Source organism: Gemmatimonadota bacterium (assembly GCA_026706345.1).
Classification (GTDB): Bacteria; JAAXHH01; JAAXHH01; order JAAXHH01; family JAAXHH01; genus JAAXHH01.
The window spans coordinates 1-15,583 of record JAPOYX010000003.1; the positions used below are offsets into that span (position 1 = coordinate 1).

Here is a 15,583-nt window from a genome sequence, read left to right on the forward strand (position 1 = left end):
GGGTGTCGCCGCGCTGCTGCTGGAAGCCTATCCCCACTGGACGCCCGAAAAGGTGCAAAGGGTACTCCGCCAGACGGCCGGACAGGCCGCCGCGCCGGACACGCTGAACGGCTACGGGATCGTCCACGCGCTGAATGCCCTTTCGACCGAATCGCGTGGGGACGTGTACTCATTCACCGCCGCAGGCGGCCCGGGCGGTGTCTACCTCGCCTGGACCGCGGGGCTGGAGGTCAACCTGCTTTCCTACCGGATCGAGCGCAGGGACTACCCCGATGGATCGTTTGAACTGCTGGCCTCGGTACCGGTAACCCGATCCGGGGACAATCCTCAGAGGTCGAACGCCTATGATTACACGGATACGGCCGCGCAACCGGGAACGTCCTACGAGTACCGGTTGCAGCCCGTGGGCCGCGCGGGACTGGTGTTGACGGCGGAACCTGTCGTAATCCGTATCGATCACGAGTCCGGCGCCTCCGACGGCGTGGCGGCGGTCCTCTATCCGAACGCGCCGAATCCCTTTGCCGTCAGCACGCGTGTACGCTTCGAACTGTTGGAGCCGGTCCACGTTACCTTGACGATATACGATCTGCTTGGCAGAAAGGTACGAGTGCTGGTCGATGAAACCCATGGACCGGGCAGATACGCGCGGACCTGGAACGGCAGGGACGGCGACGGCCGCGCCGTGCCCAGCGGCGTGTACCTGTACCGCATGACCGCGGGAGACATCGAGGAAGGGGGCAAGATGCTGCTGCTGCGCTAGGGGCGGCGTGTTCCCGGCTCGCAACACGCGTTTCAGGCCGGCCGAAGCGCGGGCTCTCAGGCCGGTTGAAAAGCGGTTTCACGCATGACCAAAGGCGGTGACGGCAGGCCGGCGATCTTCGATAAAGAGGTTGACATCCAAGCGGGTTGGGGTTTATATAGCCTACAACGGCATGCAGCAGGTGTTTCCGTTCGTGCAAATCTATTGCAAGTCAGCGCAAATCGAGCTACTTACGCCATTTTGAAGGGGGTTGGACATCATGGTCACCGTGACGGACGTAGCCGCCGACAAGATTAAAACCATGATCGAGGACCAGGGCAATCCGGATCTCGGACTGCGCGTCATGATCGCCGGCGGTGGATGTTCCGGTTTTCAGTACCGTCTCGCTTTCGACAAGCAGGCGACCGACGCCGACCAGATTATCGAGCAGAACGGCATCAAGGTTTTCGTCGACAACAAGAGCGCCATCTACCTGATGGGTGCGGAACTGGATTATGTAGAAGGACTGATGGGCGCAGGGTTCAAGGTAAGCAATCCCAATGCCAAGGGCACCTGCGGCTGCGGAGAGTCTTTTTACGTATAGGCCCGTATGACGCGCAGGCGGAACCTAAGGTGTTCCGTCCACGCGGATCGAGCACTTTGGCTGCGGAATCTGAAACCCCCCGTGTGTTACTGACCGGTATCCGGCACGTCATCGCCGTGGCCAGCGGCAAGGGTGGCGTGGGCAAGTCGACGGTCAGCGTCAACCTGGCCCTGGCCCTTGCGGACGCTGGCCATTCGGCCGGCCTGCTCGACGCAGACGTATATGGCCCGAACGTCCCCCAGATGATGGGCGTCACCGGGTCCCTCGAGAAAGATCCTTCAGGCAGAATCCAACCCATTGTTCGGCATGGTATCCGGCTGGTGTCCGTCGGGTTTGTGGCTGGACGTTCGGACGCGGTGATCTACCGTGGCCCCCTCGTCGGAAAGATGGTGAAGAGCTTCCTCGGCAACGTGGCCTGGGGGGAACTGGACTACCTGGTGGTCGATCTTCCGCCCGGTACCGGCGACGCGGCGCTGACCCTGGCCCAGTCCACGGAACTGACCGGAGCCGTCATCGTCACGACGCCCCAGCAGGTCGCCCTGTCGGACGTGCGCAAGTCGATTACCATGTTCCAGCGGCTGCGGGTTCCCGTGCTGGGCATCGTCGAAAACATGAGTTATTACGTCAACGCCGGGACGGGTGAACGGGTTCACATCTTCGGCCAGGGCGGCGGCTGCGCCTTAAGCGATGAGCTGGGCCTGCCCTTTCTGGGGGAGATTCCCCTCTCGCCGGCCGTTTGCGCGGGGGGAGACGCGGGCGAACCGATCTTTCTGGATTCGGCGAGTACCGTGGAAAAGGCGGCCTTCAAAAACATCCGGGCCGCCGTCGAGGCCGAGATCGAGAACCAGCCGGCGCCGGTGCCCGGTCCGGTCCAATCCTGATGCTGCGGCTTCCCCGGTCCATCTACGACGGCATGGCCGCCCACGCGGTCGAAGAGTATCCCCGGGAGTGCTGTGGATTTCTGACCGGAACGGATGACCCGGACTCCTGGCGGGTCCACCGGTGCAGGAACATACAGGACGAGCTGCACGTGAAAGATCCGGCGCAGTATCCCCGGGATGCTCGGACCGCCTATGTGTTCAGCCGGGAGGACATGGAACGGCTGTTCTTCGGCAAGTTCGAACCGCCGGGCGCTCGGGTCCTGGGATTCTATCATTCGCATCCGGATTCGCCGGCCTATTTTTCGGAAAAGGACCGGATGGAAGCCCTGACAGACTGGCTGGACCCGGAACCAGGCTACCTGGTCCTCTCCGTCACGAAAGAGATGGTAAGCGAGATCAAAATGTTCCGGTGGGTCGACGATGAAGCGGGATTCAGGGAGATACCCGTAGAACTGGTATGATCCCACAGCGGGGACAGGCTTATGAAGGAAGTATTCGACGAGGTCGTGGAGGTCTTGGCTCGGGGTGAAAAAGCCGCGCTTTCCACCATCGTCTCGAGCAAGGGATCGCTGCCGATGAGCAAGAAGGCGAAGATGCTCGTCAAGCGTGACGGTACGTTCACCGGGACGGTGGGCGGAGGCTGCCTGGAAGCCGACGTCTGGGCCGAGGCGCGCGAGGTGATGGATCGGGCGGCGCCCCGGCTGCAGCATTTCATCCTGACCGAGAAGCACGCCGGGGACGAAGGCCTGAACTGCGGCGGCAACGTGGAGATCTTCACGGAACCGATCAAGGCGGGCCCGATGCAGGAGGTCTTCGAGGCGATCCGCCGTCTCCACGGCAGGCGAGGCGTCGGACTCCTGGCCACGCTGGTGTCGGGACAGGCCGGCAGGGAAGGCGGCAAGCTGCTGGTCACGGAATCCGGAGAGACCGTCGGGACGCTGGGAGACCCCGTCCTGGACGACCGGATCAGGCTGGATTCGGATATCGAAATCACCGAGAACCTGCTGCGGGTGGTCACGCTGGAGCACGAAGGAGTGGAGACCCGGGTCTTCATGGAGTCCATCTGGCCCGCGCCGCAGCTGATCCTCTTCGGCGGCGGCCACGTCGCCCGGGCCATTGCCCGGATCGCCCATACCGTCGGATTCCGGATCGTCGTGGTGGACGACCGGCCGGCCTTCGCGAACCATGACCGGTTTCCCGAGGCCGACGAGGTCGTCGTAGACGCCTTCGACGAGGTCGTGGGCAAGCTGCCCATTGACGGCTCGTCCTACCTGGTCGCCGTGACCCGGGGTCACCAGTGGGACCAGCCCGTTATCGAACAGGCGGTATGGACCGACGCCGCGTACATCGGCATGATCGGAAGCCGGCGAAAGATCGCCCTGATGTGGAAGAATCTGGAAGAAAAAGGCGTGCCCCGTCACCTGCTGGACCAGGTGCACGCGCCGATCGGCATGGAGATTCAGGCCGATACCCCCGAGGAGATCGCGGTCAGCATCATGGCCGAGTTGATCGAGTTCCGACGGTCCGGCGGGAAGCCGGCCCACCTGCTCTCTACGGTGGGGGAAACGGCGGGAACGGGGCGTGGTGCGCAGCGGTAGGTGATTCGCGCCGGCAGGCGGTACGCGCGCCGATAAGGAATCCAGGCGGTCATGCGTGGCGCGCGCCGATAAGGTGTTACTGAAGTCAGGCGGGGCACACCGGAGCGTCTAACCGGCTTCCCGCAATTCGTCGCGGTTATCCCCTATCTTCGCGACGGCCCGGACGATATCGTCCATGTCCTCCCGGCTGCCGAGCATCACGTTCTGGGTGAACCAGACCGCTTCCGAACGGCAGGCCCTTTCCGTTACCGGCAGATTCAACGCGTCATAGTCGACGGCCGACAGCGCCGGGCTCCGGTATATGCCGTAGTTCCGTTCCCTGAACACCGGCTGCTTGTACAGGGGTATGGAGTAGCCGGGACTGGCGGGAATCCCCTCGGCGCGCAGGGCCTCGATGAACCGTGTTTTCGGGATCCCCCCGAAAGCCTCCCCGCCGTACTTGAACATGTAGATATGCCGTGCGTGGCGGTCGGCCCTTGCGGGCCTGGACACCGGCACGACGCCGTCGACGGCGCCGAGACGCTCGGTCAGGTACTCGCCGTTGTCGTGGCGTCTTATCGCCCGAGCCTCCAGGTGTTCCATCTGCACCAGGAGCAGCGCGCCCTGAACTTCGGTCATCCGGTTGTTGCCGGCCACGCGGTAGTGGTTGTACCGGGGACCCGGCGCGACGTGTCCGCAGTCGGCGAGAGACCGCGCGGCCGATGCCAGATCATCGTCGTTGGTCAGCATGATGCCTCCCTCGCCGGCGTTGAGGTTCTTGGACGACTGGAAACTGAAGGCGCCGATCGAACCGATTGCACCCACGCCCTGGTCTCCCCAGCGCGCACCGTGGGCCTGGGCCGCGTCTTCGATCACGGCCAGGCCGTGCCGGACTGCGATTCCTCCGAGGCGGTCCATGTCCGCGGGGAGACCCGCGAAGTGTACCGCCATCACGGCCCTGGTCCGCGGCGTAATCGCCTGTTCGACCCGGCCGGGGTCCAGGTTGTAGGTATCGGGATCGATGTCGACGAACACGGGCACGGCGTTGGACATCACGATCGAGCTGGCCGATGCGATGAACGTATAGGCCGGTACGACGACCTCGTTCCCGGGTTCGATGCCGACCGCCTGCAGGGCGAGGCAAAGCGCCGTGGTGCCGTTGCTGACGGCGATGCCGTGGGCGGCCTGCTGGAACGCGGCAAAGCGCTTTTCGAAGGCGCGTACCTTCTCGCCCTGGATGCTCCCCCACTGTCCCGACCGCACGGTTTCACCGGCGGCCCGCGCGCTCTCTTCCAGGTCCATGGGCCAGACGGGGAAGGGTTTCGTCCTTACCGGCGCCGCACCGTTTATGGCGAGTCGGGGCATGATCATCTCCCGGGAGTCAGTCGAAGAGGGCTTCCACGAAGGCGGGAGCGTCGAAATCCTGCAGATCCTCGATGCTTTCGCCCACCCCGATGAGTTTGACGGGAATGGCCAGTTGAACGCCGATGGCGAACACGATGCCGCCCCGGGCGGTTCCGTCCAGTTTCGTCAGCGCGATGCCCGTCAGTCCCCCCAGGGTTTCGCTGAAGACGCGGGCCTGGGAAAGGGCGTTCTGGCCCGTCGTGCCGTCGAGGACGAGCAGTACCTCGTGGGGCGCGCCGTCCAGCTGCTTTCCCAGGGTGCGCTGGATCTTCTTCAGTTCCTCCATCAGGTTGTCCTTGGTGTGCAACCGGCCCGCCGTGTCGATGATGACGACGTCCGTCTTCCGGGCCAGGGCGGCCTGCATCGCGTCGTAGACCACGGCCGAGGGATCGGAGCCATGCTGGTGCCGGATGATATCGGCTTCCGCGCGGCGGGCCCAGACTTCCAGTTGGTCTATGGCCGCCGCGCGAAAGGTATCGGCCGCGGCCAGCAGGACTTTCCTGCCTTCCCCGGTATAGCGGGCCGCCATCTTGCCGGCGGTGGTCGTCTTGCCCGTCCCGTTGACGCCCACGACCATGATGACGTGGGGCCGGCCAGGCCGGCCGGCCGGCTCCAGGGCCGGAGCACCGTCCAGGATGCCCGCCATCTCTTCGCGGAGCAACCCCATGAGATCTTCGGGCTTCCGGGTCCGCCGGTCCACCGCCCGGTCCCGGAGGCCGTCGATGATCCGCATGGTCGTTTCCATGCCCACGTCGGTCTGCAGCAAGATGGCTTCGATCTCCTCCAGCAGGTCCTCGTCGATGCGGTCATACCGTCCCACGGCCTGGTCGATCCTGCGCACCAACCCGTCCCGTGTCCTGGCCAGCCCGTCTTTCAGTCTGCGTACGACACCCAGCATGTCCTGGTTCCCGGAGCCCTTTCAGGTGTTAAAACCGGATCGCATACAAAAAACCGGGAGAGCAGTGGTCGGCCTTCCCGGCTTTGGTGCAAATCCCTGTTACGCGTTCATCGGACCGCTTTGATCGCGCCCGATCACGCCTGGCCGCGCCTGATCACGCCTACAGGTGGCCATCGATCTTTTCGGCGAGTTGCTGCTTGGGGAGCGCGCCGATGATCCGGTCCACCTCGGCGCCGTCCTTGAATATCAACAGGCTCGGTATGCTCCGGATGCCGAAACGGGTGGCCGCTTCCCGGTTTTCGTCCACGTCGACCTTGACGACCTTCAGACGCCCGTCATAGTCGCCCGCGAGCTCTTCCAGGGTCGGGGCGACGGCCTTGCAGGGCCCGCACCACTCCGCCCAGAAATCGACCAGTACGGGTGTGCTGCTATTGATTACCTCGGACTCGAACTGATCGTCCGTAATCGGTGTTGGCTGTCCCACTATCGCTGCTCCTTTCACATAGATTGGATTAAATCGTACCCAGCCAAATTCAGCATTCCGGGGGCGATTTGTCAAGCATTTTCGAGGCATGGATCAGCGGAAACGGTCAGGCGTATTCGTCCAGTCCGTGGTCCCTGATCTTGCGGTAAATGGACCGCTCGCTGATGCCGAGTTCACGCGCGGCCCTGCCCCGGTGCCCGCCGTTGCGTTCGAGGGCACGCCGTATGGCTTCCCGCTCCCAGTCTCCCATCGTGCGCAGCCGGTCCAGGTCGCCATCGCCCGATACCACTACGGCGGGAGATTCGAGGTCCTGCCCCCCTTTAGCGGTGGGAGGTTCGATGTCCCGCGCCGCTTCCGTGGGAGAGGGCAGCCGAAAGCGTTCAGGGAGTTGGCCGGGATTGCTGCCGCCGAAGGCCGCGGAGATCTTGGACGGGAGTTCGTGGATGGCCGTCAGGATCTGCCACAGAATCTTGTAGAACATCTCCCGGTCCATGTCCTCCGGGTTCCGGTTCTGCGGGACGGGCAGGGCGCGGTTCGACACGGGCGGCATGTAGATGGTGTCCGGCAGGTCGTCCGCGTCGATCCGGGACTTGCCGGAGGTGACCAGCAGCCTTTCGACGAGGTGCCGCAGCTCCCGGATGTTGCCCGGCCATGCGTAGTCCGTGAGGGCCGCCAGGGCTTCCTCCGTGAAGACGGGGGGAGACGCGCCGTGCTTTTCAGGCGCCTCATGGATGAAATGACTGATCAGCCTGGGGATATCTTCGCGGCGTTCCCGCAGGGCCGGCAGATGGATATGCACGGCGTTGAGCCGATAGTACAGGTCCTGGCGAAACGTCCCGGCGTGGACATCCCCGGCGAGGTCCCGGTTGGTCGACGCGATCAGCCGGACGTTGGTCTTGACGGGCGTCGAGCCGCCGACCCGGATGAATTCCTGCTGCTCGAGGACGCGCAGCAGTTTCACCTGGGTGGACCGGGGCATCTCGCCGATCTCGTCGAGGAGCAGCGTGCCGCCGTCCGCCTGTTCGAAGTAGCCCTTCCGCTGACCCTTGGCGTCCGTGAAGGCGCCTTTTTCGTGGCCGAAGAGTTCGCTTTCCAGCACGCCTTCGGCGATGGCGCCGCAGTTGATCGGAATGAAGGGTCCGTCCCGCCGGTCGCTGAAATGGTGGATCGCCCGGGAAAACCCTTCCTTGCCGGTACCGCTTTCCCCGGTGAGCAGGACCTGGATGCCCGTGGGCGCCACCTGGAGCACCGATTCCATGGCGGCGATGAAGCGTTCGTCCCTGCCCACGAGCTGGAACCGCTGGTGGAACTCCCGCCGCAGGTCCAGCATGCGCATCTTCGTCAGCAGTTCTCCCGCGTCGACGGGTTTCTCGACATAGTCGCTGACGTCGAGCCGGCGGTATTGCCGGGGCGGCTGGTGCTGCCGCGTGGTGAGGATGATGTCGGTGTCGGGGTGTTTTCCCGCCATGGTGCGTATCAGCCGTTCCGGATCCGCGTCGTTCAGGGCGAGATCGAGGAGGACGGCATCGGGCGGATCCTTCCGCAGCGCGCTCAGCGCCTCGGCCGCGACGCCGGTCTCCCGGACGTCGTACCCCGCGTCACGCAGGATACGCACCGCGTGACGCCGGCTGTCCGCTTCGCCGTCCACGACGAGAATCGTACGGCCTTCCACTCCGGGACTCCTTGGCAAGCGCTACTCCAGGTGATAGGTCTTGATTTTTCGAAAGAGGGTTCGCTGGCCGATCTTCAGTACCCGGGCGGTCCGCGCCTTGTTCTGCCCGCAGGCGGCCAGGGTCGCGGCGATCAGCCTTCGTTCGCTTTCCTTCATCGACATGCCGACCCGGATGTCCACCCCGTCCTCGTCGTCCTCGGACCCGGATTTCCCGGGCCGGTGGGGCAGGAACTCCGCCGGAATGTCCTCTACGTCCAGGTCGGAACCATCGGCGAGCAATATCATGGTTTCCAGGCAGCGGCGCAGCGATCCGCCGTCTTCGGACCAGTCGACAGAGGCCAGCAGAGCCAGCGCACCGTCGGTGATGCCCCGTACGGGCACGTTGCGTTGTTCGGCGATCTTCATGGCGAGGTAGCGGATGAACTCCGGCGACAGGTCTTCCCGGTGCTCCGGACTGTCGTTCAGGGGGACCGCCACCGGTTCCGGCCGGGTATGCCGTATGAACTCCGGGACGTCTGCCTCGGTCAGGGTTTTTCCCGTTCCCATGACGATCATCCCTTCGATGCAGTTTTCGAGCTGCCGGACGTTTCCCGGCCAGTGGTAGGTCGACAGCAGTTCCAGGGCCTGTTGGTCGATGCGCTCTATCGGCTTGTTTTCCCGTTCGCTGAACCGGCGGATGCAGTGGTCGATCAGCAAGGGGAGATCCTCTTTCCGTTCCCGCAGGGGCGGCAGGGAAAGCGTCACTACGCGCAGCCGGTAGTAGAGGTCTTCCCGGAAGCGGCCTTTTTCGATCTCGGCTTCCAGATCGCGGTTCGTCGCCGCGATGACCCGGGTGTCCGTCTGCAGCCAGTTCCCGCTCCCCACCCGTTGGAACTTGCGTTCCTGCAGGACCCGCAACAGCTTAACCTGCGTGGACGGGGACAATTCGCCCACCTCGTCGAGAAAGAGCGTGCCGCCGTCAGCCAGTTCGAAGCGGCCCCTGTAGGTCTTTACGGCGTTCGTGAAGGCCCCCCTTTCGTGACCGAACAGTTCGCTTTCGATCACCCCTTCCGAGAGGGCGTTGCAGAAGACCGGCACGAAGGACTCGTTCCGGCGGGAACTGCCGTGGTGGAGGGCGTGGGCCACCAGTTCCTTGCCCGTACCGCTCTCGCCGAAGATCAGCACCGTCGACTGGGTATCGGCGATCTGGAGAATCTGCTCCCGGATGCGTTGCATGGACGCGGACCGTCCCACGATGTTCTCGAATCCATAGCGGGTGTCCAGCTGGTTCAGCAGCTTCTGGTTTTCCTGGACGATGCGCTGCCGGTCCAGGATCTTCTCGATCTCCGCCGCGAGCTTCTCCACGTAGACGGGTTTTTCCAGTACGTCGTACGCCCCCTCCTTCATGGCGGCAACGGCCGGGCCCATGGAACCGGGTTCCGTCATCAGGATGACGCCGACCTCGGGATTCCTGCCGAGGGCGACGTCCATCAGGCGCAGTCCGTCTATGCCCGGGGCGCTCAGGTCCGAGATGATGACGCTCGTGGGTTCGGCGGGCAGGACGTTGAGCGCCTGGTCGCTGTTTTCCACGGCGATCACGCGGTAGCCGCGCCGGGTCAGGCCGTAGTGTTTCTCGTCCCGGCCGCGGGAGGAGCCTTCGACCAGCAGGATGGCGGATTCTGGCGGACTGTTCATGGTATGTGGATTAGAGGCAAGGGACAGGTTGATGCAGCTTCAAGCCGGGACGCTGCTTCCCCTACGGCGGAAACATGCTCACCTTCGACAGAAGTCCACCGCGTAAGGGATCCCGGCCGATTCGGCGTCCACCCGAAATTACGCCAATGCCGGGTCGCTGTCAATCGCTAAACGGGCCGTTTCGGCATCCCGGAGAAACCTCCCGCACCCCGGAGAGGCCGTGCGCCGCGCATGCGGCGGCGGTTCACGGCAGCGGCTGCGCCGACACCTGGTAGGCGGGCATGACCCACATTTCGGGTATGACGACGTGGGCGGGCTGGCAGAGCACGAAAACGACCGTGTCCGCGATGTCTTCGGGCGTGAGCATCAGGGACAGGCGCTTTTCCGATACGGGCTGGGGCCTGTTTTTAAGGATGGGCGTTTTCACCTCGCCCGGCAGGATGGCGCAGGCGCGGAGCCCGAACTCGGCGGCTTCCAGGTTGATCGAATGGGTCAACGAAACCATGCCGTGCTTGGACGCGCAGTAGGCGGCCCCGCCGAGGAGGGAGACCTGGCGCCCGGCCATGGACGCGACGTTGATGACGTTGCCGCCGCCCCGCGCCTTCATCTGTTCGTAGACCGCGCGAAAACAGTTGAACGCGCCCGTGAGATTGATATCCACGACGAGATCCCAGTCTTCCACGGCCATCTCCGTAGCCGTGCGCAGGGGCGTATTGACGCCCGCGTTGTTCACCAGGATCGACACGGGGCCCAGCCGTTCCGTCGCCGGGTTGACTGCCTCGTCGATCTGGTCCCGGTCGGTCACGTCCAGGGGGGCGATGGCCGCGCGGCGGCCGGCGGACGCCACCTCCGCGGCGGTCTCCTCCAGGGGCTCGCGCCGCCTGCTGGAGAGGATTACGTCCGCGCCTTCCCGGGCCAGGGCCAGGGCGATACCGCGTCCGATGCCGGTCCCCGCGCCGGTAACCCAGGCCACGTGTCCTGCCAGTCTATTCATGTCATGCTCCGATCTTTGCGTTGTTGAATTCAGTGCGTTCTGATCTGGTCTGATCTGGTCTGATCTGGTCTGGCCGGTCAGGCCTCGGCCAACTCGGCGTGTACCGACCGGGTGTCGATGCCCAGTCCCTCGAGCAGGTCTTTCCGGACCTTGCATACCATGGTGTAGGCGGGATCGAACACGTTCCCCATGTCATATTCGACGCATTGGCCGAGCAGCGTGTGGGCCGCCCGCGTATCGAGTCCGTAGTCGGCCTGCAGCCAGCGCAGCATCTCCGTGGTCGCGTGCTGGACGCACTGGTCGAGGGGACGGGCGTTGCCCGCCGTGAACAGGTATTCCGCGTTCTCGCCGCGGGGCCAGGCGCTTTGCTTTCCCTTGAGCACCCTGAAGGTGAATTGCACGTCGAAGGAGATCTCGACGCCCGTGCCGACGATCTCTCCGTCGCCCTGCACCGCGTGGCCGTCGCCGATGTGGAACAGGGCGCCGGGCGCGAACACGGGGAAGTACGCGGTGACGCCTTCCACGAATCCACGGTAGTCCATGTTTCCCCCGTGGCTGGCGGACGTGGCCGTCGAGATCGCCTGGCCCTTGTCCGGCGCTACACCGAAACATCCCGTCATGGGCGCCAGGGGCAGGGACATCCGTTCGAGCCGGGTGTCGTCCGGGTCGACCAGCGTGACCGTCCTCCGCTCCAGGTCGATTTCCCAGCGGCAGAGGTCGTCCCGGCTTTTGATCTCCCCTGCGGTCTCCCGCACGTAATCGGGATCGAGCACATTGGGCGCCACGAGCGGACGGGTCCAGCCGAAGGGGCGGTTGGGCGTGAGCCGGTCCAGGTGTACGGCGAGCGTGTCGCCCGGTTCGGCGCCTTCGACGTGAAAGGGGCCCGTCTGTGGATTGCCCGGAGGCGTCACGGGCTTGTCGGAGCGGTCCTTCCCCCGGGCGTCGACCGTCGACGTGACGACGGTATCCCCGTCCTTCACGCGCAGGGCGGGTTCATGGGAACCCATGGTGGTGTGATAGCCAGTGGGTTCGAAGTGGTGGACCATGATCACTCCCGGATTCCTGCGTGGCGCGACACGGCGTAATGGGCGGCGCGACACGGCGTTTGCTGGCGCGACACGCGTTGGGCGGCGCGACACGGCGTTTGCTGGCGCGACACGCGTTGGGCGGCGCGACACGGCGTCAAGGGCCTGGTTACGCCGGTTAGAATAACCATGGGCGGCGCGTACGGTCAAGGTGAATCCGGTTGTTATTGCACCGGAGTTCCGCGATGGGATATCCCTTGACAGGACCGTGGCCAAAATCCATAAATTAGGGGATTATACTCGAAAATAGCCAAACCTCAAAAGAACCTTGCCAACACTCCCAGTCACGGTATTTGGGTTGCCGGGGGGAGGGGACGGGGACATGCTGATCAAATCACTGGCGACGATCCTGATAGCTGCCGCAACGCTAACAGCGGTCGGGCAGGAGGCAGATGAAACGAAGGATCTTCCTATCTGGATATCGGACTACGAGGGAATTACCGAACCACCGAAGAAGACCGGCCCCGACAGTCTTTACGTGCTGTACACCCAAAGTGATGGATGTCCGGGATCGTCTTACGAGGATGAGGTAGACGGCGAACTGGTGCGGGCACGTATCAAACCGGCTTCGTCGCTTTATGGCGCTTTCAATAGGTTGTTTTTGTACGTTTATGTGAGTTGCCTTGAGGAACAAGATCGGCCGCTCAACTACCTCTATAAATACGACGTTTATTTTGCTGAATTAGCCTCCGATAACGATATCATTTCGAGCAGGGGACTACGGTTATTCGAACCATTGATACCTGGCTACTTCCTGCGGTTATATCCCGCCCCCTCTTATGGTAGTTTTGGACAGACCGGTAACAAACGTTCGGCGGAATCAGCCATAAGAGAATCCCTTCGGGATGGCGTCTCAAAAGCTTTGACCGATTACCTCAAGGCAAACCTCGAGAAGTAAGTGCGGAATCGGGTGTTTTTATATATGATTCCCATAAATTACACAGCGTTTACGCAATAGTGTTCACGTCCTTATTGCACCGATTCCGGATCATCGAGCATGCCTATCCGCCCCTATGACGAGACCCTGGTCGGCCTGGCGCCGGCGGGCGACAAGATCCATCACATCCTGCCCGAATTCCAGCGGACCCAGACGGGCTGCCCTCACGGCGTCGAGTTCTGGGTGGCCATACGCACAGTATCCCGGGATGACGAGCCGGTGATGCTGCAGTGGTGCATGTCGTGCCAGCAGGTGGAGGTCCTCGACCCGGAGGAATACGCCTGGCGGGCGCGCCTGGACGAGATGCGGAGTGCAGGGGTGCGGGACCGGCCTGGACCGGACCGGGTGTAGAGGTTGACGCGGCACACTGGACCGGTCGCGAGCATTAGTGGCGGGACGCGGAATCGCGGTGGTACCGGATCACGAACAGGTTGTTCGACCATACATAAGGAGCGTTGGCATGGCCAAGAAGACGAAAATGTGGGGCGAGGATCATTCAAAGTACATCTGGATGGACGGGGAACAGGTCCCCTGGGACCAGGGTACGGTGCATGTCACGCAGGGACATATATTCGCCCACGCCATTTTCGAGGGGATCCGGGCCTACTGGAACGACGACCAGGAAAAACTCTTCGTCTTCCGATTCAGGGAACACCTGGATCGCCTGTACCGGTCGATCAAGTTGATGCGCATGGAAACGCCGTACACGCTGGAGGACGTGTGGGACGGCTCCCTCGAGTTGTGCCGGGTCCACGGGTACCGGGAGGACGTCTACATCTTCCCGACCGTATATTTCTCGCCGGACGTGTATCTCAACAAGATGGCGGGTCCGGCCCACGTCTACGTCCACACCTTTGCCTACGGCTCCAACCTTCGGCGAAAGGACGGCGCCCGGTGCTCGGTCAGCTCCTGGACGCGCATTTCAGACAACACGCTCCCGGCCCGCATCAAGTGCTGGGCCAACTACCGCAACAGCGCCATCGCGTGGACCGACGCCACGCTCAAGGGCTTCGACGAGACGATCATGCTGAACAACCGCGGCAAGGTCTGCGAAGCGCCCGGCGCCTGCCTGATGATGATCCAGGACGGCGTCCTCATCACGCCGCCGGTCACGGCCGATATCCTGGTGAGCGTCACCCGGGATACCGTATTGAAGATCGGGCGGGACGTCATCGGGATGCCGGTCGTGGAAAGAGAGATCGACCGCACGGAACTGTATACGGCCGACGAGGTTTTCCTGTGCGGGACGGGCGCGGAAGTCACGCCGGTGGCTTCGATCGACAACTACGACATCGGTGACGGTTCCATCGGTGCGGTGACCCAGCAGTTCCGCGAGGCCTACAACGGTCTCATCCGTGGGATCGACGAGCGCTTCCCCGCATGGCGCACCGAGGTGCCTCTGTAGCGCAGACAGCGCGGGTAGTCCCTGTAACGCGGCGATTCAAGGATTCCGGTTCTCGGCCGCCAGGCCGACCAGGTTGGCGAACAGTCGCACGGCCCCGGGCACGCCCGCGGGAAGCTGGCGGAACCAGGCATAACCCGTGTAGATATAGCGCCCCTTGCCGTAACGGGCTTCGACGAGCCCGCCGGCCCTGGGTGCTTCCCCCGGATCCTGCGAGGCCATGAGCGGCGTGTACCGGGGATCCCACTCTCCCAGGAAATACAGGCCGCGTTCCTGCACCCACCCTTCGAAATCCTTGTCCGTGATCCGGTTGGGCCGGTTGAAAACGGGATGATCCGGTACCAGGATCTCCACCGGCGCGTCCTCCCGCGTTACCCGGTCATGGGGACGGCGTATCTCGAAAGGATAGGGACCGTATTGGTTCCGGTCGAAGGCGTACTTGTTGTACTGGACGATATAGACGCCCCCGGCCTCCACGTAATCCAGCAGGCGCCGGTACACGGCGACGAGGTCCGGCCGGACTTCGTAGGCTCGGATGCCCGCGATGATCAGGTCGAAGACGGCCAGGTCCGCCGTGGCGAGATCCTCCTTCGTCAGCAACTGCACCTGGACGCCCATCTGCTCCAGCGTGACGGGCACCTCGTCGCCCGTGCCCATGATGTATCCCACGGTCAGATCCTCCGGCAGCTCGACCTGAACGACCTGGACGGTCGAAACCGTCCCGCGGTACAGGTGTCGGGGCTCCGTGTGGGGATAGGCGATCACCTCGTATCCCTCGCGGAATTCCTTTCCGGCGGACCGAGCCACCGCCCGCACCTCGTGGGCGCCGGCCGGTGCTCCCGAAGCCGGGGTTACCGTGTAGCGGTACGTCGCGGTCTGGCCCTTTCCCGTAAAAGACAGCGGAACCTCTGACGGGGAAACAATCCATCCATCCGGCGCTTCGAGTGACAGGCCGCCTTCGATCATCCCGTCAACGTTGCTGAGCACGGATACGCTGAACGGCAGGGGCCTTTCCCGCCCCGATTGGGCGACCACCACCTGGGGATCCAGGGTGACCGACAGCGGGGGCACCACCTTCAGTTCCCGCCGGATTTCCCCGAAGGCCCGGTCGGCGAACCGGTACTGTGCAGGCTGCCGGATTTCGATATCCACGCCGTCCACGGCGATTACGGCCCGGCCCACGACGGGCTGGGGACTCCAGGGCAATCCGATCCATGCCGTCTCTTCCACCT

16 protein-coding genes are annotated in these 15,583 nt (G+C 63.7%); 8 read left to right on the top strand and 8 right to left on the bottom strand.

What is annotated here, in order from left to right; translation table 11 throughout:
• The 5 genes from OXG98_00210 to OXG98_00230 form a co-directional block, all read left to right on the top strand.
• Positions 1–760, top strand: a 760-nt coding sequence (locus OXG98_00210) for a T9SS type A sorting domain-containing protein (GenBank protein ID MCY3770436.1), incomplete at its 5' end; no start/stop codon positions are given.
• 259 nt (positions 761–1,019) lie between these two features.
• Positions 1,020–1,343 carry an iron-sulfur cluster insertion protein ErpA gene (gene erpA, locus OXG98_00215; GenBank protein MCY3770437.1) on the top strand — a complete coding sequence of 108 codons (324 nt, stop codon included), beginning with the start codon at positions 1,020–1,022 and terminating at the stop codon, positions 1,341–1,343.
• A gap of 83 nt (positions 1,344–1,426) precedes the next feature.
• Entirely contained in the window at positions 1,427–2,224 is a 798-nt protein-coding gene (locus tag OXG98_00220; protein ID MCY3770438.1) for an Mrp/NBP35 family ATP-binding protein, read from the top strand.
• On the top strand, positions 2,224–2,685 hold the full coding sequence (locus tag OXG98_00225; GenBank protein ID MCY3770439.1) for a M67 family metallopeptidase: 462 nt from the start codon (positions 2,224–2,226) through the stop codon (positions 2,683–2,685). The genes OXG98_00220 and OXG98_00225 overlap by 1 nt, the downstream gene beginning before the upstream one ends.
• Before the next feature lie 21 nt (positions 2,686–2,706).
• Positions 2,707–3,822: an XdhC family protein gene (locus tag OXG98_00230; GenBank protein MCY3770440.1), complete on the top strand. Its 1,116-nt coding sequence runs from the start codon at positions 2,707–2,709 to the stop codon at positions 3,820–3,822.
• Positions 3,823–3,930: 108 nt separating this feature from the next.
• On the opposite strand, the gene OXG98_00235 is transcribed toward OXG98_00230, so the two are convergent.
• The 7 genes from OXG98_00235 to OXG98_00265 all read right to left on the bottom strand — a co-directional run bounded on the left by OXG98_00235 (position 3,931) and on the right by OXG98_00265 (position 11,976).
• Positions 3,931–5,166 (bottom strand): DegT/DnrJ/EryC1/StrS family aminotransferase, encoded by a 1,236-nt coding sequence (locus OXG98_00235; protein MCY3770441.1) that lies wholly within the window; start codon positions 5,164–5,166, stop codon positions 3,931–3,933.
• A 16-nt stretch (positions 5,167–5,182) separates the two neighbouring features.
• A complete protein-coding gene (gene ftsY, locus OXG98_00240; protein ID MCY3770442.1) occupies positions 5,183–6,100 on the bottom strand; it encodes a signal recognition particle-docking protein FtsY in 918 nt (305 codons plus the stop codon).
• A gap of 163 nt (positions 6,101–6,263) precedes the next feature.
• The gene (gene trxA / locus OXG98_00245; protein MCY3770443.1) at positions 6,264–6,587 is read right to left on the bottom strand and encodes a thioredoxin; all 324 of its coding nucleotides are present in this window, start codon (positions 6,585–6,587) and stop codon (positions 6,264–6,266) included.
• Between the two features lie 106 nt (positions 6,588–6,693).
• Positions 6,694–8,259 carry a sigma-54 dependent transcriptional regulator gene (locus OXG98_00250; GenBank protein MCY3770444.1) on the bottom strand — a complete coding sequence of 522 codons (1,566 nt, stop codon included), beginning with the start codon at positions 8,257–8,259 and terminating at the stop codon, positions 6,694–6,696.
• A 21-nt stretch (positions 8,260–8,280) separates the two neighbouring features.
• Positions 8,281–9,933: a sigma-54 dependent transcriptional regulator gene (locus tag OXG98_00255; GenBank protein ID MCY3770445.1), complete on the bottom strand. Its 1,653-nt coding sequence runs from the start codon at positions 9,931–9,933 to the stop codon at positions 8,281–8,283.
• Between the two features lie 244 nt (positions 9,934–10,177).
• Complete coding sequence (locus OXG98_00260; protein ID MCY3770446.1) at positions 10,178–10,927, bottom strand: SDR family NAD(P)-dependent oxidoreductase; 750 nt, start codon at positions 10,925–10,927, stop codon at positions 10,178–10,180.
• A 77-nt stretch (positions 10,928–11,004) separates the two neighbouring features.
• On the bottom strand, positions 11,005–11,976 hold the full coding sequence (locus OXG98_00265; GenBank protein ID MCY3770447.1) for an acetamidase/formamidase family protein: 972 nt from the start codon (positions 11,974–11,976) through the stop codon (positions 11,005–11,007).
• 358 nt (positions 11,977–12,334) lie between these two features.
• On the opposite strand from OXG98_00265, the gene OXG98_00270 reads away from it, so the two are divergent.
• The 3 genes from OXG98_00270 (at position 12,335) to OXG98_00280 (ending at position 14,354) form a co-directional block, all read left to right on the top strand.
• Entirely contained in the window at positions 12,335–12,910 is a 576-nt protein-coding gene (locus tag OXG98_00270) for a hypothetical protein (GenBank protein ID MCY3770448.1), read from the top strand.
• 99 nt (positions 12,911–13,009) lie between these two features.
• Complete coding sequence (locus OXG98_00275) at positions 13,010–13,300, top strand: hypothetical protein (protein ID MCY3770449.1); 291 nt, start codon at positions 13,010–13,012, stop codon at positions 13,298–13,300.
• 109 nt (positions 13,301–13,409) lie between these two features.
• Positions 13,410–14,354, top strand: coding sequence for a branched-chain amino acid transaminase (locus tag OXG98_00280; GenBank protein MCY3770450.1), 945 nt, complete (start codon positions 13,410–13,412; stop codon positions 14,352–14,354).
• Between the two features lie 36 nt (positions 14,355–14,390).
• Here OXG98_00280 and OXG98_00285 read toward each other — a convergent pair.
• A partial coding sequence (locus tag OXG98_00285; GenBank protein MCY3770451.1) for an NEW3 domain-containing protein occupies positions 14,391–15,583 on the bottom strand: 1,193 nt, incomplete at its 5' end.

Bases quoted from the DNA above. Each gene is read 5' to 3' on its own strand.
- OXG98_00255 (MCY3770445.1), bottom strand. From the start codon at position 9,933: ATGAACAGTCCGCCAGAATCCGCCATCCTGCTGGTCGAAGGCTCCTCC.
- OXG98_00270 (MCY3770448.1), top strand. From the start codon at position 12,335: ATGCTGATCAAATCACTGGCGACGATCCTGATAGCTGCCGCAACGCTA.
- OXG98_00230 (MCY3770440.1), top strand. From the start codon at position 2,707: ATGAAGGAAGTATTCGACGAGGTCGTGGAGGTCTTGGCTCGGGGTGAA.
- OXG98_00235 (MCY3770441.1), bottom strand. From the start codon at position 5,166: ATGCCCCGACTCGCCATAAACGGTGCGGCGCCGGTAAGGACGAAACCC.
- OXG98_00275 (MCY3770449.1), top strand. From the start codon at position 13,010: ATGCCTATCCGCCCCTATGACGAGACCCTGGTCGGCCTGGCGCCGGCG.
- erpA (MCY3770437.1), top strand. From the start codon at position 1,020: ATGGTCACCGTGACGGACGTAGCCGCCGACAAGATTAAAACCATGATC.
- OXG98_00225 (MCY3770439.1), top strand. From the start codon at position 2,224: ATGCTGCGGCTTCCCCGGTCCATCTACGACGGCATGGCCGCCCACGCG.
- OXG98_00260 (MCY3770446.1), bottom strand. From the start codon at position 10,927: ATGAATAGACTGGCAGGACACGTGGCCTGGGTTACCGGCGCGGGGACC.
- OXG98_00280 (MCY3770450.1), top strand. From the start codon at position 13,410: ATGGCCAAGAAGACGAAAATGTGGGGCGAGGATCATTCAAAGTACATC.